The sequence below is a fragment of the Paenibacillus germinis genome, from assembly GCF_013141785.1.
Classification (GTDB): domain Bacteria; phylum Bacillota; class Bacilli; order Paenibacillales; family NBRC-103111; genus Paenibacillus_E; species Paenibacillus_E phytorum.
The window spans coordinates 26003-45839 of record NZ_WHOC01000149.1 but is presented as its reverse complement, the minus strand read 5'-3'; the positions used below and the strand labels follow the sequence as shown (position 1 = coordinate 45839).

At 43.5% G+C, this 19837-nt stretch carries 22 protein-coding genes; all 22 read left to right on the top strand.

Annotated elements, in window-relative coordinates; genetic code table 11:
- The first annotated feature begins 2 nt into the window (after positions 1 to 2).
- The 22 genes from aroH to GC102_RS27405 all read left to right on the top strand — a co-directional run bounded on the left by aroH (position 3) and on the right by GC102_RS27405 (position 19812).
- Positions 3 to 389 (top strand): chorismate mutase, encoded by a 387-nt coding sequence (aroH, locus tag GC102_RS27510; RefSeq protein WP_047674202.1) that lies wholly within the window; start codon positions 3 to 5, stop codon positions 387 to 389.
- A gap of 290 nt (positions 390 to 679) precedes the next feature.
- Entirely contained in the window at positions 680 to 2227 is a 1548-nt protein-coding gene (trpE, locus tag GC102_RS27505) for an anthranilate synthase component I (protein ID WP_171692362.1), read from the top strand.
- A 27-nt stretch (positions 2228 to 2254) separates the two neighbouring features.
- Positions 2255 to 3295, top strand: a complete 1041-nt coding sequence (trpD, locus tag GC102_RS27500; protein WP_171692361.1) for an anthranilate phosphoribosyltransferase — start codon at positions 2255 to 2257, stop codon at positions 3293 to 3295.
- On the top strand, positions 3285 to 4082 hold the full coding sequence (trpC, locus tag GC102_RS27495) for an indole-3-glycerol phosphate synthase TrpC (RefSeq protein ID WP_171692360.1): 798 nt from the start codon (positions 3285 to 3287) through the stop codon (positions 4080 to 4082). Before trpD ends, trpC begins: the two co-directional genes overlap by 11 nt.
- A gap of 24 nt (positions 4083 to 4106) precedes the next feature.
- Entirely contained in the window at positions 4107 to 4805 is a 699-nt protein-coding gene (locus tag GC102_RS27490; RefSeq protein ID WP_171692531.1) for a phosphoribosylanthranilate isomerase, read from the top strand.
- Entirely contained in the window at positions 4802 to 5998 is a 1197-nt protein-coding gene (gene trpB / locus GC102_RS27485) for a tryptophan synthase subunit beta (protein ID WP_171692359.1), read from the top strand. Before GC102_RS27490 ends, trpB begins: the two co-directional genes overlap by 4 nt.
- Positions 5999 to 6001: 3 nt before the next feature.
- Positions 6002 to 6817 carry a tryptophan synthase subunit alpha gene (gene trpA / locus GC102_RS27480; protein ID WP_171692358.1) on the top strand — a complete coding sequence of 272 codons (816 nt, stop codon included), beginning with the start codon at positions 6002 to 6004 and terminating at the stop codon, positions 6815 to 6817.
- A 17-nt stretch (positions 6818 to 6834) separates the two neighbouring features.
- Positions 6835 to 7935: a histidinol-phosphate transaminase gene (gene hisC, locus GC102_RS27475; RefSeq protein WP_171692357.1), complete on the top strand. Its 1101-nt coding sequence runs from the start codon at positions 6835 to 6837 to the stop codon at positions 7933 to 7935.
- A gap of 23 nt (positions 7936 to 7958) precedes the next feature.
- Positions 7959 to 9047 carry a prephenate dehydrogenase gene (locus GC102_RS27470; protein WP_171692356.1) on the top strand — a complete coding sequence of 363 codons (1089 nt, stop codon included), beginning with the start codon at positions 7959 to 7961 and terminating at the stop codon, positions 9045 to 9047.
- Positions 9048 to 9221: 174 nt separating this feature from the next.
- Positions 9222 to 10091 carry a polysaccharide deacetylase family protein gene (locus GC102_RS27465; protein ID WP_171692355.1) on the top strand — a complete coding sequence of 290 codons (870 nt, stop codon included), beginning with the start codon at positions 9222 to 9224 and terminating at the stop codon, positions 10089 to 10091.
- Between the two features lie 420 nt (positions 10092 to 10511).
- The gene (locus GC102_RS27460; RefSeq protein ID WP_047674226.1) at positions 10512 to 11093 is read left to right on the top strand and encodes an RNA polymerase sigma factor; all 582 of its coding nucleotides are present in this window, start codon (positions 10512 to 10514) and stop codon (positions 11091 to 11093) included.
- A gap of 6 nt (positions 11094 to 11099) precedes the next feature.
- Positions 11100 to 11729, top strand: a complete 630-nt coding sequence (locus GC102_RS27455; RefSeq protein WP_171692354.1) for an anti-sigma factor family protein — start codon at positions 11100 to 11102, stop codon at positions 11727 to 11729.
- A 51-nt stretch (positions 11730 to 11780) separates the two neighbouring features.
- On the top strand, positions 11781 to 12362 hold the full coding sequence (locus GC102_RS27450) for a histidine phosphatase family protein (RefSeq protein WP_171692353.1): 582 nt from the start codon (positions 11781 to 11783) through the stop codon (positions 12360 to 12362).
- A gap of 140 nt (positions 12363 to 12502) precedes the next feature.
- On the top strand, positions 12503 to 13657 hold the full coding sequence (locus tag GC102_RS27445; RefSeq protein ID WP_171692530.1) for a hypothetical protein: 1155 nt from the start codon (positions 12503 to 12505) through the stop codon (positions 13655 to 13657).
- Positions 13658 to 13835: 178 nt separating this feature from the next.
- A complete protein-coding gene (locus tag GC102_RS27440; RefSeq protein WP_047674234.1) occupies positions 13836 to 14024 on the top strand; it encodes an IDEAL domain-containing protein in 189 nt (62 codons plus the stop codon).
- A gap of 157 nt (positions 14025 to 14181) precedes the next feature.
- Positions 14182 to 15213: an LCP family protein gene (locus GC102_RS27435; protein ID WP_171692352.1), complete on the top strand. Its 1032-nt coding sequence runs from the start codon at positions 14182 to 14184 to the stop codon at positions 15211 to 15213.
- Between the two features lie 69 nt (positions 15214 to 15282).
- Positions 15283 to 15714, top strand: coding sequence for a DUF2487 family protein (locus GC102_RS27430; protein ID WP_171692351.1), 432 nt, complete (start codon positions 15283 to 15285; stop codon positions 15712 to 15714).
- Between the two features lie 283 nt (positions 15715 to 15997).
- Positions 15998 to 16543, top strand: a complete 546-nt coding sequence (locus GC102_RS27425; RefSeq protein ID WP_171643366.1) for a QcrA and Rieske domain-containing protein — start codon at positions 15998 to 16000, stop codon at positions 16541 to 16543.
- A 17-nt stretch (positions 16544 to 16560) separates the two neighbouring features.
- Positions 16561 to 17232, top strand: coding sequence for a menaquinol-cytochrome c reductase cytochrome b subunit (qcrB, locus tag GC102_RS27420; protein WP_029193037.1), 672 nt, complete (start codon positions 16561 to 16563; stop codon positions 17230 to 17232).
- A 19-nt stretch (positions 17233 to 17251) separates the two neighbouring features.
- Positions 17252 to 18139 (top strand): menaquinol-cytochrome c reductase cytochrome b/c subunit, encoded by an 888-nt coding sequence (locus GC102_RS27415; RefSeq protein ID WP_171692350.1) that lies wholly within the window; start codon positions 17252 to 17254, stop codon positions 18137 to 18139.
- A 68-nt stretch (positions 18140 to 18207) separates the two neighbouring features.
- Positions 18208 to 18867, top strand: a complete 660-nt coding sequence (locus GC102_RS27410) for a DUF1405 domain-containing protein (protein WP_246321151.1) — start codon at positions 18208 to 18210, stop codon at positions 18865 to 18867.
- Between the two features lie 66 nt (positions 18868 to 18933).
- On the top strand, positions 18934 to 19812 hold the full coding sequence (locus GC102_RS27405) for a sporulation protein YpjB (protein WP_171692349.1): 879 nt from the start codon (positions 18934 to 18936) through the stop codon (positions 19810 to 19812).
- Positions 19813 to 19837 lie beyond the last annotated feature (25 nt).

Below are 19837 nucleotides of genomic sequence, written 5' to 3'. Positions count from 1 at the left end.
CGATGTTCTTAAGGGGAATTCGTGGTGCGACGACGGTTGAACATAATGAGGCTCAGGAGATTTTAACCGCAACAGGTGAACTGCTTGCAGCAATTGTAGAGGCGAATGATTTTCGTCCTGAAGATATTTGTTCCGTTTTCATAACAGTAACAGAGGATATTACGGCTACATTCCCGGCTCGGGCGATCCGCACGATGATCGGTTGGGAACTTGTCCCGCTAATGTGTTCACTGGAAGTTCCGGTTGAGAACTCATTGCCAAAGTGTATCCGATTAATGGTGCAGGTTAACACAACCAAAAGTCAAGCAGAGATCAACCATATTTACTTGAAGGAAGCTAAAGCGCTGCGACCTGATATTGTTAAATTGACAAATGAAGCAACACGGTAGTATAGTGTGATTAGATGAGTTTAGGTAAGTAGAGAAGCATTTAGTTGAGTAGAGCTTAGCCCAGTTGAGATGAGAAAAGGTAACATAGGTTTGTGTGAAGATAAGTGCGACTCTATTCGAGGGCGTCTGTTTGTTCATACATAGCCATGGCTTCTTTTATCATATTCTTCTTGAACTTCTACTGTACTAAAGTCAACCTCTACTTCGGTAGAGGTTTTTTTGTTATTCGAATAGAGTTTTGAGCACCACTGAGATCACGAGTTGCTCACAAGCTGAGAGGGGATGTTTCCATGTATACACCTGAAATTCAAGAAGTTATTCGTTTGGCTAAAGATTATAATCTCATTCCTGTTGTACGTCATTTATTAGCAGATACTGAAACCCCGATACGTGTATTTCAACATCTTTACCAAGAACCGCGTGCGTTCCTTTTAGAAAGTGTTGAGGGCGGCGTGAAATGGGCCCGATATTCCTTTATCGGCAGCGATCCCTTCTTGATGATTAAAGCGAAGCATGGGAAAACAATGGTAGAAACACAATCCGAGAATAAGGTTTTGGACGAGAAGCCAATCGATGTGTTGAAAGCCTATCTGAGATCCTACTCCAGTCCTCAGCTTGCGGACTTGCCGCGTTTTACAGGCGGTGCTGTCGGATTCTTCGGATACGATCTGCTTCAATACTACGAAAATCTCCCAGCTCATCAAATTGATGATTTGCAAATGAATGACATTCAATTCATGTTCTGCGATCAAGTCATTGTTTTCGATCATTTCAAACAACAAATCAAAGTGATTGCCAATGTGCACGTACAACCTTTTGCAACAGATGCTGACATTGTAAAAGCGTATCATGCGACTTGTGAGAAAATCGATGCAACAATCGAGAAGATCAAGCGTCCGCTTAGCTCCGAGACGATGACTCACAATCCGATTGTGTCCGAACCGGATCTCGGCGATATTCGATCCAACATCACGAAAGAAAAATACATTGCAAACGTGAATAAAGCGAAGGAATACATTCGAGCCGGTGATATTTTTCAAGTTGTGTTGTCACAGCGTTTTGAAATGGAAACGACAGTTTCGCCTTTGCAAGTGTATCGCGTACTGCGAACGATGAATCCATCTCCTTATATGTACGTGCTCAAAATGGATGATGAAGTAGTCGTTGGCACATCGCCGGAGCTGTTGGTTCGCGTTGAAGAAGAGAAGGTAGAGACGCGACCAATTGCGGGTACAAGACCTAGAGGGAAGACGCCAGAAGAAGATCTTGCTCTGGAAAAAGAATTGCTCGCAGATGAGAAAGAACGCGCTGAACATTTGATGCTGGTTGACTTAGGTCGCAATGACATCGGGCGTGTATCGGAATTCGGAACTGTGAAGTGCGATACATTCATGGACATTGAACGGTATTCACACGTCATGCATATCGTTTCTAACGTCTCTGGTAAAATTGCAAAGGACAAAGATTTCTTCGATGCTTTTCTTTCCTGTATGCCTGCAGGGACGGTGTCTGGAGCGCCGAAGCTGAGAGCTATGGAGATTATTGCTGAGCTGGAGCCAGAATCTCGCGGTGCTTATGCCGGAGCGATTGGTTATCTAGGATTTTCGGGGAATTTGGACACTTGTATTACGATCCGTACGATTATTTTCAAAAATGACAAAGCCTATGTGCAAGCCGGAGCCGGTATTGTATGGGATTCTGTTCCTGAAAGTGAATACCAGGAGACGGTTAATAAAGCGACAGCATTGCTAAAATCAATTCGGATGGCAGAGGCCATGTTCAGCCCTGAGCCTAGACCAGTTAGCGATATTAACAAAGATTATTTTGTTAACTCTTAAGGGAGAGAAGGAGAGGAGACTCTAGTCATGAGTGGACTTATTAAAATACAGCAAGCCCTCGGTAAAGTCATTAGCGGTACTCATTTGTCGCGTGAGGAAGCTCGCGGCGTCATGTCTGAAATCATGGACGGTGCGGCGACTCACGCTCAAATCGGCAGCCTGCTTACAGCACTTCACATCAAAGGAGAGACGCTGGAGGAGATTACGGGCTTCGCAGAAGCGATGCGGAACAAAGCCGTTCAGGTCAACGTACTCCAGAATGATCTGCTGGATACATGCGGGACTGGCGGAGATGGCGCAGAGACGTTCAATATCTCCACAACGGCAGCGATAGTCGCATCTGCTGGAGGGATTCGCGTAGCGAAACATGGCAATCGGGCGATGTCGAGCAAGAGCGGAAGTGCAGATGTCCTTGAAGCTCTTGGCGTGAAGATTACGTTAAGCGGTGAACAAGCGGCTAAATGCTTAGACAAAACAGGTATCTGCTTCATGTTTGCCCAAGCGTACCATCAATCCATGAAGCATGTGGCGGCACCTAGGCGCGAGCTTGGCTTCAGAACCGTATTCAACCTGCTTGGGCCGCTAACCAATCCAGCGGGCGCTGACCGTCAAGTGCTTGGTGTATTCGACAGCACGAAGACCGAACTGATTGCGCAAGCGCTGCAAGCTCTTGGACTGAAACGAGCATTGGTTGTAGCAAGCGAGGATGGATTGGATGAATTCAGTATTTCAGCACCTACGAAAGTAACGGAATTGAAAGCAAACGCCATAAGCACCTACACCATTACTCCAGATGATCTTGGTTTACGCGCACATAGCATCAAGGATGTAGCGGGTGGAGATGCAATTCTAAACGCTGAAATCATTCGTCATATTTTTGCTGGTGAGAAGGGGCCTTATCGCGATATTGTACTTGCAAACGCAGCGGCTTGCTTCTATGTGACAGGGCAAGTCGGAACCCTTCAACAGGGTGTGAAATTAGCGGCTGATGTCATTGATTCAGGCCGTGCTGAACAAAAATTGAACGATTTAATCCAATATACAGGAGAATTATGCCATGTTTCTTGATAAAATTGTTGCCACCAAGCGGGCAGAGGTTGAAGCGATGAGCAGCTTTTCGATTAAGGATGCTGAGAAGTTAATCTCGGACCTGCCTCCTTGTTTAGGCTTTGAACAAGCGTTAACTACACGGAAAAATCGTGCGATGGGTCTAATTGCCGAGGTGAAAAAGGCTTCCCCATCCAAAGGGTTGATTCGCGATGATTTTGAACCGGTTCTTTTAGCGGAAGCGTATGAAAGAGCAGGCGCAGATTGTATCTCCGTTCTGACAGATGTAGACTACTTCCAAGGCAGCAATGAGTACTTGAAGGCTGTTCGTAAGGCAGTGAATGTGCCATTGCTTCGTAAGGATTTCACAATTGATCCGAAGCAAATTTATGAAGCGCGTTTGATTGGCGCCGATGCTATCTTGCTGATTGCTGCCATTTTAACGACAGAGCAAATGAAGCAGTACCTGAAGCTAGCTAGTGATATTGGACTAGATGCACTCGTTGAGGTCCATGATCGTGAGGAACTGGAACGTGCTCTTGAATTGGATACTCAATTGATTGGCATCAACAATCGGAATTTGAAAACATTTGTTACCGACTTAGGCACGACAGAAGAACTGATTCAATTCATTCCCGCAGGGAAAACTGTCGTCAGTGAAAGTGGCATTTCTACCGTCAAAGATATGGCTTATTTACAACAAGTTGGTGCTCAAGCCGTTTTAATCGGCGAGCATTTCATGCGACAACCTATTGTTGAGCAGGCCGTTTATGATCTGATGGGTACGAGGGTTCAAAGGGCGAAGTAGTTGAAGGAGAAAGAGGCGAATTTGATGGCTGTGGGGACAGTTCCAACGGTAAAAATTTGTGGACTTCAAAGCGTTGAAGTGTTAAAATCAATCGTGCATTTGCCGATAGCACATATCGGTTTTGTTTTTGCACCGAGCAAGCGGCAAGTTACGGCAGAGAAGGCTGGAGAGCTGATTTCCTTTTTGAAATCAGAAGAGGCTAAAGGGGTATCTATCCCATTAACCGTAGGGGTATTCGTTAATCCGACCAAGGAGCAGTTAACCGACATTCTAGCGGTGGCTCCACTTGATGTCGTACAGTTACATAGTCAGGAAACACCTGACTTTTGCCGATGGGTTCGTCAACATTTTCAGGTGAAGGTGTTCAAGTCCGTTTCGATTTCCAAAACAGAAAATAAAATCCCCGATGTAGAGGATGTAGCCGCGCAGCTTGACCCTTATATAGGGACTGTCGATGCTGTTTTATTGGATACGTTCGACCCTGTATATGGGGGAGGATCAGGCAAAACTTTTGCTTGGGACTGCATTCCTGTTTATCAGGAGTGGGCACGTTCAGCAGATGTGGCGCTTCTTGTAGCAGGTGGGCTTCAACCTGATAATGTAGATCAATTAATAACTGCATATTACCCCGATGGCGTTGATGTTTCCAGCGGCGTTGAGACCGATGGCGTGAAAGATATAGCCAAAATTACAGCATTTGTCGAAAGGGTGACTCGAAAATGACGCAAGTACCTGACCAGCATGGCAGATTCGGCAAGTTCGGCGGCCGTTATGTTCCTGAAACGTTGATGAATGCTCTAATTGAGCTTGAAGAAGCTTATGAACAATATAAAGATGATCCTGAATTTATTGCCGAGGTGCGCTACCTACAAAAGCAATATTCGGGTCGGCCAACACCGCTTTATTATGCAGAGCGGCTTTCTGAGCTCTTGGGTGGAGCCAAAATTTATTTGAAACGTGAGGATTTGAACCATACGGGTGCTCACAAAATTAATAACACCATTGGCCAAGCCGTTCTCGCTAAAAGAATGGGGAAGAAGAAGATTATTGCGGAAACAGGAGCTGGGCAGCATGGAGTTGCCTCAGCAACGGTAGCTGCTTTAATGGGATTTGAGTGTAAAGTATTCATGGGTGAGGAAGACACGAAGCGTCAGCAGTTGAATGTTTTCCGCATGAAATTGCTTGGATCTGATGTTATTCCAGTTACTTCTGGTACGCGTACGTTGAAAGATGCTTGTAACGAAACGCTTCGTTACTGGGTTAGCAATGTTCAGGATACTTATTATATCCTTGGGTCCGTTACAGGACCGCATCCTTACCCTATGATGGTGCGTGATTTTCAACGTGTCATTGGCGATGAGTCACGTGAGCAAATCCTTGAAACCGAAGGCAGATTGCCTGATGCTGTAATTGCTTGCGTAGGCGGAGGCAGTAACGCCATGGGTATTTTCTACCCTTTCGTCCAAGATGAATCAGTGAAACTCATTGGCGTGGAAGCGGCTGGCCGCGGTATTCATACCGAGGAACATGCAGCTACAATGACCAAGGGAACTCCTGGTGTTTTCCAAGGCTCACTTAGCTATTTGCTGCAGGATGAGTATGGTCAAGTATTGCCGGCTCATTCCATTTCAGCAGGCTTGGATTATCCCGGTATTGGACCGGAGCATTCCTACCTCAAAGATATTGAGCGAGCAACGTATTATCCGATCACGGATCAGGAAGCACTAGATGCACTTCAACTTCTTAGCCGTACAGAAGGAATAATTCCAGCCTTAGAGAGTGCACATGCCATTGCCCAAACAGTTAAAATAGCTCCTACCATGTCCAAGGATGAAATTATTATCGTAAATCTTTCTGGACGTGGCGATAAAGATGTTGAATCCATTATGAGCTATCTTGGCATGGGGAGGGAATAAGCGATGAACCGTATTGATAGTCGATTTGCCGAGCTCAAAGAGCGCGGAGAAACAGCGATGATTCCTTTCTTGACCATCGGAGATCCTTCCCTTGAAGCATCCCTTGAGCTTATTCTGGAAATGGAACGCGCAGGCGCCGACTTGATCGAGCTAGGTGTTCCTTATTCTGATCCGTTAGCTGACGGCCCTGTGATTCAACGTTCCTCTGAACGTGCTTTACAGCGCAAAATTTCAATCTTTGATGTGATGGATGTCGCTCGTCAGGCTAGAAGCAGAGGGTCTAAGCTGCCTTTCATTCTTTTTACGTATTATAATCCAGTTTTACAAATTGGACTGGAGCGTATTTTCAAAGCGATGCAGGAGAATGAAATCAGCGGAATTATTATTCCTGATCTTCCGTTGGAAGAAGATAGTGAGACTAGAGCGATTGCTGAAGCTAATGGGATCCATCTTATCCCGTTAGTTGCGCCAACATCCAATGAGCGCGTTAAGCGAATAGCAGCTGGAGCTCGTGGATTCGTGTATTGTGTATCATCATTAGGTGTAACAGGTGAGCGCGCCGAATTCTTCGGAGGCATCGAAGATTTCCTTGCAACGGTAAGGGAAGCTGCTAGTGTTCCGATTGTCGTCGGCTTCGGAATTTCGAATCGCGATCAAGTTAAGCGCTTTGAGAAGCTTTGTGACGGAATCGTTGTTGGAAGTGCCATCGTACGAACGATTGAGAACGTACTACCTCATCTAGAGGCCGATGCTGCACATCCGGAAGGACTCTTGCAAATTCGTAACTTTGTGGGACAATTAAAACGTTCGGACATATAATTGACGAGGTGACTATCATGAAACCGAAACAAACGATTGTACATTTACCTGTCTATCAACCTGGTAAACCTATTGAAGAAGTGAAGCGTGAGCTAGGTTTGACAGAAGTTATTAAGCTGGCATCTAACGAAAACCCTTTCGGCTCCTCGCCAAAGGTAAAAGCTGCGATTGAAGCGGAATTATCCAACATCAGCTTATATCCTGATGGGGGAGCTGTGCAATTGACAGAAGCAGTTGCTGAGTCCCTTGGTGTGGCATCTAATCAGCTTATTTTTGGCGCAGGATCCGATGAAGTTATTCTGATGCTGGCGCGTGCTTTCCTTGTTCAAGGTGACGAATCCGTTATGGCTACACATACGTTCCCCCAGTACAAGCATAACTGTGAAATCGAAGGAGCTGTGTCCATTGAAGTTCCTTTGATAGAAGGAACACACGATTTGGATGGCATGCTGGCTGCGATTACGGAACGAACGAAAATCGTTTGGATTTGTAATCCGAACAATCCGACAGGAACGATGAATACCGATGCGGAGATTAAGGCGTTTTTGGCCAAAGTTCCAGATCATGTTTTGGTCGTTCTTGATGAAGCTTACTGCGAGTACAACACAACGGGGGAATTCCCGGATAGCATAGAACTAATTGGTCAATACCGCAATGTTATTGCGTTGCGTACTTTTTCAAAAATTTATGGGCTGGCATCCCTTCGAATTGGTTATGGGATCGGGCATCCCGATGTTATTCGGTCGATTAATCAAGTGCGAGAACCTTTTAATACAACAAGATTTGCACAAGCCGCTGCGCTTGCTGCAATTAAAGATCAAGACTTTATCCAAAGCTGCCGAGAAGCGAACACGGCTGGCTTACAATACTTAACAGAAGAGTTTGACAAGATGGGTCTGCAAGCATTTCCAGCACATGGTAACTTCATCATGGTGAATGTTGGCCGGCCAGCTGCAGATGTATTTAATGGTTTGCTGCGCCGTGGTATTATCATTCGTGGAGGTCATATGTTGGGCTTCCCAACGTCGCTTCGGGTTACAATTGGCTCGCGCGAACAGAATGAGAAATTCATTGCCGCTCTAACAGAAGTGCTTGCTGAGGTTGCTGTTCAGGCCTAATTTAAATCATAAAGGTTGATTTCATGACGAAAATTGCGATATTCGGTGTAGGGCTGATCGGTGGATCACTCGCCTTATGCTATAAAGGAAAACCTGGATTTACAGTCGTTGGTCACTCACCGAATCCGAAGTCAGTTGAAAAACTTCTAAAACGGAATGTTGTCGATACGGCAACAACTAGTATGGCTGAAGCTGTAGAAGGAGCGGATTACATTTTTCTATGCGTGCCAGTTGGTATGTTAGAGGAATATGTCCAACAGCTAGTACAGCTCCCTCTCAAAGACGGTTGTATCATCACAGATGTCGGTAGTACCAAAGCTTCAATCACGGAGAGTGCAGCCTCGTTTGTCAAGGAAAACGTCTATTTTATCGGCGGTCATCCAATGGCAGGCTCCGAACGTCATGGGGTGGAGGCAGCTTCCTCGCACCTTTTTGAAAATGCGTTCTATGTCCTGACACCGGCAGAGGGTACACCACAAGCTGAGGTTGATCGTCTGACGGAGCTGCTCAAGAAAACGAAGGCTCAAATTGTTCAAGTTGGCGCCCGTGAACATGATGACATCGTAGGAGCGATCAGCCATTTACCGCATATTATTGCGGTAGCATTGGTTAATCAAGTAAGAGGCTATAACGAATCGAATCCTTTGTATCAAAATCTGGCCGCTGGCGGCTTCAGAGATATCACACGTATCGCATCCAGTGAACCGATGATTTGGCGCGATATTCTTGTAAACAATAAAGATGTGCTGCTTAAACTGCTCACGGATTGGAATTTAGAAATGTCTCGGTTCATTAAGTTGTTGGAACAAAGTGACGGCGAAGGGATCGCTGAACAATTCCGTGTTGCAGGTGAGTTCCGCAGTCAATTGCCAGAACGCAGAAAAGGAATGATTACGTCCTTATTCGATATTTACGTTGATATTCCCGATCATCCTGGTATTATTGGCCAAATTACAACCTTACTCGGTAACGCTAGAATCAATTTAAGCAACATTCAAATTATTGAAAGCCGTGAAGATGTTCCTGGTGTACTGCGTCTTTCTTTTCGAAATCAGGAAGACGCCGACCGGGCATCTGAGCTGCTCAGCGGGCCGTACGCAGTGCATGTATAACGCTCATAATATTATGATAAATAAGCTGTTTTCTTTCCTTTCTTGAACAATTCGAAAAGGGGGAAGAGATCAGCTTATTTTATTTTTGTTAACTCATTCTCAAAGAAAATGCTTCGTGATATAATGACATCTGTTCATATATATATTACATATTTTTATTGTGGGGCGAACGTGATGAAGATCAAATTGATAGGGAAAAGTATGCTTATTTTGTTAATCGCTTTCATGAATTTTTTACCTTCCCTTGTACGTGCAAAAGATGTCATTTATTCAAACGAAGTTGTCGTACTTGTGTATCATCATATCGACGATCAAGTACAGGGCTCTGTGACGATTTCGACAAAGCTGTTCGAAAAGCAGTTGGAAGCTATGCAGCGGAAAGGCTATCATTTCATTAGCATAGATGAGTTTAAAAGCTTCAAGTCAGAGGGGACGTCAATACCTGACAATGCGGTACTTGTAACGTTTGATGATGGCTACAAAAGCTTCTATACCAATGCTTTCCCGATACTCAAAAAAATGCGAATACCTGCGGTGAACTTTGTTATTACCAAAGATCTGGACAACCCGGTAGGAACGCTTTTACCTTCCTTGTCTAGAGAAGAGATTAAGAAAATGAGAAAAGAGTTCGCTGGTATCGATTTTCAATGTCATTCGGATGGGCTGCATGCAATGAGCAATGGCAAGCCGATGTTGACCAACAAAATAACACAAAACGGTATAACAGAAACAGACGATGAATTCAAACAAAGAGTTCTGAACGATACTCGTATGAGCCTTACTAAACTTATTGAATTAAATGGCTCAAAGTCCGTCGATTCTTATGCGTACCCTTTCGGAAGCTATGATGATCATACGATTACGTATCTTCAGGAAGCTGGAGTTAAGTTTGCCTTTACGACTAAATCAGGGATAACTACAAAGGAAACGGATCCTATGCAAATCCCACGGATCAATGCAGGCAGTCCATTCATTCGAGCACATTCCATAAATAATTTGATTAAACAAGCCAAAAGGCATCAAATACAACCTATTCAATCTTAAAAAAATGAGTTGGTAAACGTTTTCAAAATATGTATTGACAGAATGAAACCGTATACATATAATAAAAGTACAGTATGGTTTCTCTCCACTCCTATCCGATAATCGCACCATAAGTGCAACCGCCGATTCGGCGGTTTTTTTTTGTGCATATGTACCATATTTTTCTGATTTTATTATATAATGGGAAAGGACAGTCCTGTTGTGTGCATCAGACATACTGCGAATTGAAATTTATCGAACAAATTGTCGAATCTAGCAGGAATTTCGTGATGAATCAAGAAGTTTTTATAGGCTCGTATTTTATTCGTACATAAATTCATAATTCTTTTACAAATAACCGCAACTTTTCACTCCTGCCGCAGTACAACATGTATGAGCAGTTGGAGTGGTACCCGGGATCGTTAGGAGGGCCGCCACGTAATGACCGATTCCCAATTGATCAGAGAAATCAAGGATGGAAATGTTCAACTTTATAATGAACTTATGCGTCGTTACGAGCGTAAAATCCTTGCATTTATATTTCATATGTTAAAGAATACGCAGATGGAAGCCATCGCTGAAGATCTGTGTAACGAAACTTTTTATAAAGCGTACCGCAGTTTGCATTCTTTCCGTGAAATCGAGGCATCCTTTTCAACTTGGTTGTACACCATTGCCCGTAATACGGTTCTGAGTGAGCTGCGCAAAAATAAAAGCGTTCAAGTTTCGCTGGAACAAAGTGGACTGACGCCACATGCATCCTTTGATGCCATGCCCGAGCAAGCTATGCTGCGTAATGAGAAAGTGTCTATGGTTCGCGAAGCTATTAATAGTTTACCAGAGAAACAACGGTCGGCTTTGATACTTAGAGAGTACGATCAGATGGATTATCAGGAAATCGCGAACATTTTAGGCCAAACGGTAAGCTCGGTGAAGTCACTCTTGTTTAGAGCAAGGGCATCCGTTAAATTACAACTGGATCCTTATTTCAGTGAACCGATATTCGAAGAATCGAAGGGATGAAAGATCATGAAGTGTAGTGAGATCCAGGAATTATTTGGGGTATACTGGGATTTGCCGAATGATGACCTGCGTCGTGCCGCGGTAGATGAGCATATAACAACTTGTGCCGAATGTGCAGAAGAATTTCAAATATGGGAAGAAAGTACGATACTCATTCGTACTGCGGCAATCGAGAGTGAGCTGCCTGATTATGAGCCAATGGTTTCGGGCAAGGTTATGAATCGAATTTACGAAGATGAGTCATGGCGAATTCCAGTTTCTGAACGTATGTATGCAATCTCTTACACGCTTAGACGGAATCTTACTGCTGTTATTGCATTTTGTTTAGCCTTATTCGTATTCAGCTTCTTATTTGCAGTCGTGTACGATGGAACGCCGCAATCTTCAATAGCAACTGCGGATAATTCCTTGTTTGATCTCCAAGCGCCGCAAGCCTTGAAGACCAGTGGTGCTGAATCCATGAATGGTCATAAGATGGGAGACGCTGTAGCGAGTCTTAATCCTAGTTTCATGGAACCTTTACGCTTCCACGTTGGACCTATTCACTCCTATCCGCATTACTTACTGGTCGTTTCGATACTAGGTCTAATTGCAACAATCATTATTATGAATTGGTTGTCACGAACAAAAGCATAATGCTCCTGTAGGAGCATTTTTTATTTATAGAGATGGTGGAGGGGCAAGCAAATGACAACAATCGGATTCATACGTCATGGGAGTACAGAATGGAATCGTCTTGGAAAGCTGCAGGGGCAACTGGATACGGAATTAACCGGGGAAGGCAGAGAGCAAGCACGGTTACTTGGACTAAGATTAGCCAAAGAATCCTGGGATGCCATTATAAGCAGTGATCTGACGAGAGCAAGAGAAACTGCACAAATCGTTTCGGACCTATCGGGAATACCCTTTATACGCACGGACAAAAGGCTAAGGGAGCGTAAATATGGGCAGGTAGAAGGAACTACTGTAGCAGAAAGAGAAGAGCGCTGGGGGCCAAATTGGAAGCTTCAGGAACTAGGTCAAGAGTCGGATGATGATCTATGGAAACGATGGACAGAGTTAGAAGAAGAATTGATTCAGGCTTATCCGAATGGGAAAATATTATTAATTTCTCATGGCGGTTTTATCGTGCAGATTCTTAGGGTTCTTCGCCTGGATAGTGAAGATTTTCTACAGAATACATCGCTGACTATTCTACTTCGTCAAGAAGAGGGCTGGGAGCTTCAATTATATAACTGTTTAACTCACTTACAATCTATAACTGAATAATCGCTATAAAGTAAAACATGACTTTTTGAAAGAGTCATGTTTTTTTATTTCGTTTGGAATATTTTCGGTGAAAAATCCCATAATGGTTACTAGAAACCTCGGAGCTGAAAGCTTCGCTAATTGGGGGATGTAGGATGGAAATGAACCTAGCGGATATGCTCAGTTATGCCGATATCCATGAATTAGGCCGAATTGCTCATACCTACGAGTGTGAGTGTAATGGTCATTCGAAGAATGAATTGATTCAATCGATTTTGAGCACAGCGCTCCGTAGAGAGATTTTCGAGAAGCATATTCAAGGCTTAGCTTTGGAGGATATTCGGTTTTTGAATTCGCTGCTTTTCGATCCTCGCAATGCTTTCAGTATTGAAGAACTTGTCGCTAGAGTTCAACAATCAAGATTTCAGAAGGAGGATTCGGAGGAATGGAATCCCCGGGATATGATCATTAAATTCAAGAAACTTGGATGGTTGTTTAACGGCTATTCACAGCAAACGAAGTTTCTGTTTCATGTCCCGCAAGATCTGAAGCGTAGATTTAGTGATGTTCTAACCGGTCAGTTCAAACAAAGCCTGAAAACAACAAATGAACCTAATGTATATCGTGATGAGCAATTACTTATCGTCGATGACATCTTTCATTTCTTGACGTACATCTCTCAAGAGCAGGAAATACCACTTACAGCGGAAGGGTCTATGTACAAAAGACAGCTTCAACAAATTCTCAATCGATTATCGGTTCAAGAAGAGATGGTATCCAAAGGGACATGGCGATTCGGCTATGGCCGCATGTTTAAAGAGTATCCGAACCGGTTTTCTTTCATCTATGATTATTGCTATTACAGACAACTGATTAGTGAGCATTCACAAACACTTCGATTAACAGAAGAGGGAAAAGCGCGGCTGGTAGATGGTAAGAAAGAAAACCTAGCAGAAGTGTATAAATTCTGGCTGCGGCTTTATAAAAATCCGATTCCGAATGTCCAAAGCATTGTGGCCTGGATAGACCGTCTAAGTGGGCAATGGGTGACCATGGCATCACTAGGAGAAGTGCTTTGTAAGCTTGTTAAACCCTTCTATTATGATAGTTCTGAATCGATCGTGGAACAACGTATTCTACAAATGATGATGCATCTGGGCCTGATTCGGATCGGGGAAGATCAGGAGAATGGAGCTGTCATTCAAGTCACCAAGATCGGAAAGAAAGTGATTCAAGGAACATTTGTAGCTGAAGAAGATAAGGTTGTCCTCTTTCTGGATAAAGAAAGTACACGTTTCAAAGAAGACGTCAAGTAGATAGGTAAAGACACATTCCTATTGAATCGGGCGATTGAAGGAAGCGCTAATGTACCGAGTGAATATGATGAAGTAGGGGCATACACAAGGGGTTGGCATACACCAAGAAACAGACTAACATGTTTTTGCGAAAAAGAAGCTCCTGACAAACCGCGGACAACATTTGGAGGTAGGTCTCATGGGAAAAATGAATGTATCTAACGATGCGCTGCTGGCACTTTTCGCGGAAATGGTTTGGGATAATGCCATACGCAAATATAAAGAAGAAAATCTCTATAAAGAGATTGACCGTGCTTTAGCCAAGGGAGATCAAACTACGTTCCTAGCTCTTACATCTGAGCTTAAAACCTTACAATCTTTGGGTTAAATACTTATTTGGTGGCGGCCATAAACACGTATAAGAAGGGCATGTGAATCTTATTCACGTGTCTTTTTTTGCTGCATATCTGGTGAAAAAAGAACTAATTCGACGACCCATGCGTCCATTAATAAGAGCATAATATCAAAACTTAAGGAGACAACGAATGAAAAAAATGATAAAAAATCCCCGTATTCGAAAAGTAATGACATCCGTTCTTTTGATCACAGGTTTAATTGTAGGAGCTGCGTCTGTGTATGCCACTTTTCTATATAACAAGTTGAATCAGACGCTGGATCATATTGCTGCGCCTGAAGCCACTACAGCATCAAATATAAATGGAGAAAGCTTTGTACCTTTTTCGCAAGCAACCAATCCCATCGAAAAGCCGCTAACGTTCCTCCTAACGGCAGTAGATGAGCGAGAAGGTAATGAGGGATCGCTGAATACGGATGTCATGATGCTGTTCAGTGTTAATCCGAAAACGCATCAAGGTACGGTGGTATCCATTCCAAGGGATCTGGAGATCGAAGCAAATAAGTCGGGGTTAGACGGATCTCATAAAGCAAATTATTTCTATGCTTACTATTACAATAAAAATAGAGACACGGCCCTTCGTGAAACTAAAAGACTGTTCAGTGATGTTTATCAAGTTCCAATTGATTATATGGCTGTTATTAATTTTGATGGCTTTCGGAAGCTCATCGATCAATTAGGTGGAATGACCGTCGAAGTAGATATGGATATGCGTTATCAGGACGATAGTGATGGAACAGATATTCATCTGAATAAAGGAAAACAGCAGTTGAATGGCAAACAAGTGTTGGATTTTATCCGTTACCGTAAATCCAATTTAGGTACTGCAGAATCCTCTGATATGGAGCGGAATCAAAGAGAACAGCTAGTACTTAATCAGTTACTAGATCAATTAACCACATTGAATGGGGTGACCGCTTGGGCGGGTGTGCTTGATATCATTGGAGGATCCATAAAGACGGATATTCCAGCCGATGAGCTTCGTACATTTACGAAATCCTACCGCGACTTGAAGCCGGCAACCGTTCGCTACATCCAATTAAAAGGCGAATGGGAGAGTCCCTATCTGGTTGTGAAGCAGCAAGATCTGGAGGAAGCGATTGGAGCGTTGCGTGGTCAACAATCGAGTGAGCAAATTGACAGTCGGATAAGGACGGATTAAAGTACAAGAAGAGATTCATAACATTACATAGCATGCGTACATTTGGCAAACAATAGGGAGGACGATTCGGTGAAGTTTAATGATATATCAGCACAAGATTGGCCAGAATTGAAACCGTATTTGGACACGTGTTTACTTCCATTGACGGGGTTGACGGGGTTAGAAGATCCTGCACAAGTGACAATTGCGTTAGAACAGCTTCGAGATGCTCTGGAAACGATTGAAATTCCTTATAAGGGCAGAGTAGTAACCTATCCAGCGCTTCACTACATAACGGGTACGGATTTGAGAGAACAGTTGAATGCCATCTCACTTCATTTAAAAAGAATGGGGTTCCGTTATGTAATCGGTCTTACCATACATACAGAAGCAGCACTTTGGAAAGCAGAGCAAACGGATTTGCTGATTGCTGTCGATATGGAGCAGTGGACGAGCCAATCGGAACTAATCAAATCAAGTATTTCCAAACAAGTACAAGAATTATGGCATCAGAACGATTAACTTTAAACGGATAAGCGTATTAATGGAAAAAAAGTTGTGCAGGATAAGGGGAGAAATTAATTTCTATAGCTACCAAAAAGTTGTGACAATTTCGTTAAAATTTGTCCAATGGCTGAGATTTCAACCGATGAAAAGGAGTTATGGATTCTTGACGACCTAGTAGACGTAGGCTATTATTAGTAATGTCCTAGTTATGTAGTGTAATGTCGAACGACACGTGATAGAGGTAACTGACGTCCGAGAGGGTTCGGACTTCGGCCAATGTAGGAGGGTAGACCTGAGAATGAGTGATCATAACAATCACAAAGAAGAACAGCATGGGAAGAAACCCGGGACCAAACGCGAAATGTCTCGTCGACAATTTCTTTCTTACACCCTTGGTGGCGCTGGAGGATTCATGGGAGCCGGGATTATTATACCGATGATACGGTTTGCTATTGATCCTGTCCTTCAAAAGAAGAGTGCTGCGGATTGGGTTAAAGTTGTCGAAGAAAGTAAAATTACAAATGTTCCACAAGCGTTTACGTTTCAAGTTCATCAGGTAGATGGCTGGTACGAAAGCGATGCTGAACTGGTTGCATGGATTTCCAAAGACAGCGGCGGCAAGCTCTTTGCGTTGAATCCAACTTGTAAGCATCTTGGATGTACAGTCAACTGGAACGATAATCCTGCTTACAAAGATCAGTATTTCTGTCCATGTCACGGTGCTCACTATACGCAAGATGGTAAGAACCTTGCAGTAGCACCAAAGCCTTTGGATGAGTACACGACCAAAGTAGAGAATGGTTTCGTTTATGTGGGACAACTACATGCTAACACAAGAGTATAAGGAGGCGTCAGCATCAGATGTTTAAAAACGTATACAACTGGATTGACGAACGTCTTGATATTACGCCAATGTGGAGGGATGTAGCAGACCACGAGGTTCCAGAGCACGTAAACCCTGCTCATCATTTTTCCGCTTTCGTATATTGCTTCGGCGGATTGACGTTTTTCATTACAGTCATTCAAATTTTGTCAGGTATGTTCTTAACCATGTATTACACACCTGATATTATCAACGCGTATGCCAGCGTTGACTATTTACAACATAAAGTGGCTTTCGGTGTTATTGTCAGAGGTATGCACCACTGGGGAGCCAGCTTAGTAATCGTGATGATGTTCTTACATACCCTGCGCGTGTTCTTCACAGGCTCTTATAAAGCACCCCGTGAAATGAACTGGGTTGTAGGCATGTTGATTTTCTTCGTTATGTTAGGTCTTGGTTTTACCGGATACCTGCTACCATGGGATAACAAAGCGTATTTCGCTACACAAGTAGGTATGAAGATCGCAGCAGCGGTACCGTTCGCGGGACCATATATTGAAACATTGCTGCAAGGTGGAAGCATTGTTGGCGCTCAAACATTGACTCGTTTCTTTGCCATCCACGTATTCTTCCTGCCAGGCGTTCTGCTAGCTTTGCTTGCTGGACATTTCTTCATGATTCGCAAACAAGGTATTTCCGGACCGCTATAATTGAAAGGAGGGTCAATGCGTGGCGCATGGTCATAAGTCTGACGAAAAAATCGTTTATGTGGGAGATTCCCGCGTAATAAAGAAATCACAAGAGCAACGACTGATTCCTAAAGATTATTCTGCATATCCGGGGAAATCAGAAGCGTTCATACCAAACTTCTTGTTGAAAGAATGGATGGTTGGTGTAGTCGTATTGGTCGGTATGCTAGTACTGGTCATGTCGGATCCAGCTCCGCTAGGATATCCTGCGGATCCTAAGAACACAGCGTTCATTCCAATGCCGGATTGGTATTTCTTATTCATGTATCAATTATTGAAATACCCATATACATCAGGAGATTACGTTGTTCTTGGTGCGGTTGTAGTACCTGGTTTACTGTTCGGCGGCTTGCTGCTTGCTCCTTTCTTGGACACAGGTAAAGAGCGTCGTTTCTACAGAAGACCGATCGCTTCAAGCTTGATGATTTTATCTCTTATCGCTTGTACGTATTTGACGTACACATCTTGGTCTCATTACCAAGTAGAACTGAAAGAGAAAAACATTGTTCCAGAACACATTAAGCGTGAGGAAGAGATGCACGCGAACAAAGGTGTTGCTGGTGGCGGCGGTGCTAAGGAAACGAAGAAGTCTGCAGCTATCGTTGCAGCTGATGATCCTGGTGCAGAGATATACAAGAAAGCAACTTGCTTATCTTGTCACGGTGCTGGACTTAAAGGGATGCCTGCTTCTGGCGTGCCTGCCTTACTTGGTGTTGGTGATAAGCATCCCCAAGATGAGATTCTTGGCATTATCAAGAATGGTAAAGGCAATATGGGTAAGCAATATCAAGCTAACATTGATAAAGGCTTAAGTGATGCTGATATTAATAAACTTGCTGAATGGTTATCCAAACAAAAAGCTCAATAAAAAAGGGAACCTGATCGCGAGAGCGGTCAGGTTTTTTTAGATAAGTTCGCACAAGAGGAGGAGCTTACTTGCAGCAAGGGTTGTCCGTTTCCTATTTTTGGAGCAAGGATTTTCTGCTCAGCAAAAAGATGTTGTGGGCGTTTTTCATTTCAAACCTTTTAGGTACAATTTATGGTTATGAGTGGTATTGGGCACAAATGGTCGATACGATTGCTAATTATCCTGCTTGGTACGTATATTTCGTTCCCGACAGCCCAACAGCCAGCTTGTTTTTCACTTTATCAATCGGTTTCCTGCTTATGGACCGTTCTTTGGACCAGCAACCCAATAAGCTTTATCGAGCTATTCGCGGGTTTGTTGAAGCATTCGCATTGATTACTTCGTTTAAATATGGCATCTGGGCGGTTGCCATGATTTGGACAGGTGCGTGGCAGGGTGTTCCAGTCGGCTGGGACGGTTGGATGCTGACAGGTTCCCATTTGGCAATGGCTGTGGAAGCGCTGCTATTCGTTCGATGGTATAGGTACAGGCTAACGGCTATTATCATTGTTGCCATCTGGACATTTTGGAACGATTTCATGGATTATGAAAGAGGGATTTTTCCGCGATTACCTCGAGAACTTGATGACAATCTACTTACGATTGAATGGTTCACAGTTGGCTTAAGTATGACTGGCATTTTGATAGCAGTTGTATGCCTGCTTATCCGCAAGAAAAGAAGTACATAACCGCATAGCAGCTGGTCTAAATTGGGACAAACTTCCATATGATGATGGTGAAGGAGGGGATGTCCCATGTTTAATTATTCCGGTATGAAATGGCTAACGACCACACTTCTGCTTGCAGCCGTTATAAGTTTAAGCTCAGCTTGCGGAGTTAGCACGAGTACAAACGGACAAGCCGCTAAGCCAATAGATCCTGAACAAGTAGAGCGGATAGCGTTTTTGAACCAAATTGCCGATGATATGTACAAACAAACCATGGATGGTCAAGTCACAGAAGCGAGAAATAAACTGATGCAAATGTCTGATCAGATTCCTAAGATTCATTTCGAGGGGATTACATCTGTTGAGGGGTTAAATGCTTTAACAGAGACGATTACACAAGCGAAAAGGGTCTACAATGCCGCAGCTTATTCACCGGAAGAAGGGCAGGTCGCTGTCGCCAAAATTCGACTAGCCACCGATGCATTAACACATAAGAACCAGCCTATGTGGCTGCAATATTATAAAGTGCTGCAAAATGATACAAATAACCTATCCGAGGACGTTAAAGCGAATAAACAGAAAGAGGCGTTGGCGAATTTCGGTAAGCTGTCGCAGCATATTGCCATCATTCATCCTTCCTTGCTGATTAGTCGAGATGCTGCTTCCGTCGAAAAGCTTGATTCGCTGCTCGCTTTTATCCGAACAAATTTGAATAGTCAACCTATGTCGACTCGACAATTGGAATCAGGGCTTGACCATCTAAATCACGTTTTGGATGATTTGTTTCTGAAGAACAAGGATGCGATCGCTTTCGTGCCCATTACTGACCCTAGACAGCCAATCATCTGGTCGTTAGGTATTGGTCTCATTATTGTCAGTGTGCTATCCTTCGTGGGATGGAGAATGTACCAATCAGGTCGACATATTGTTCCGGTTAAGCAAACGAGAGAAACTGAAAATAGGTGAAACATAAAAGTGGGTCGAGCTAGCT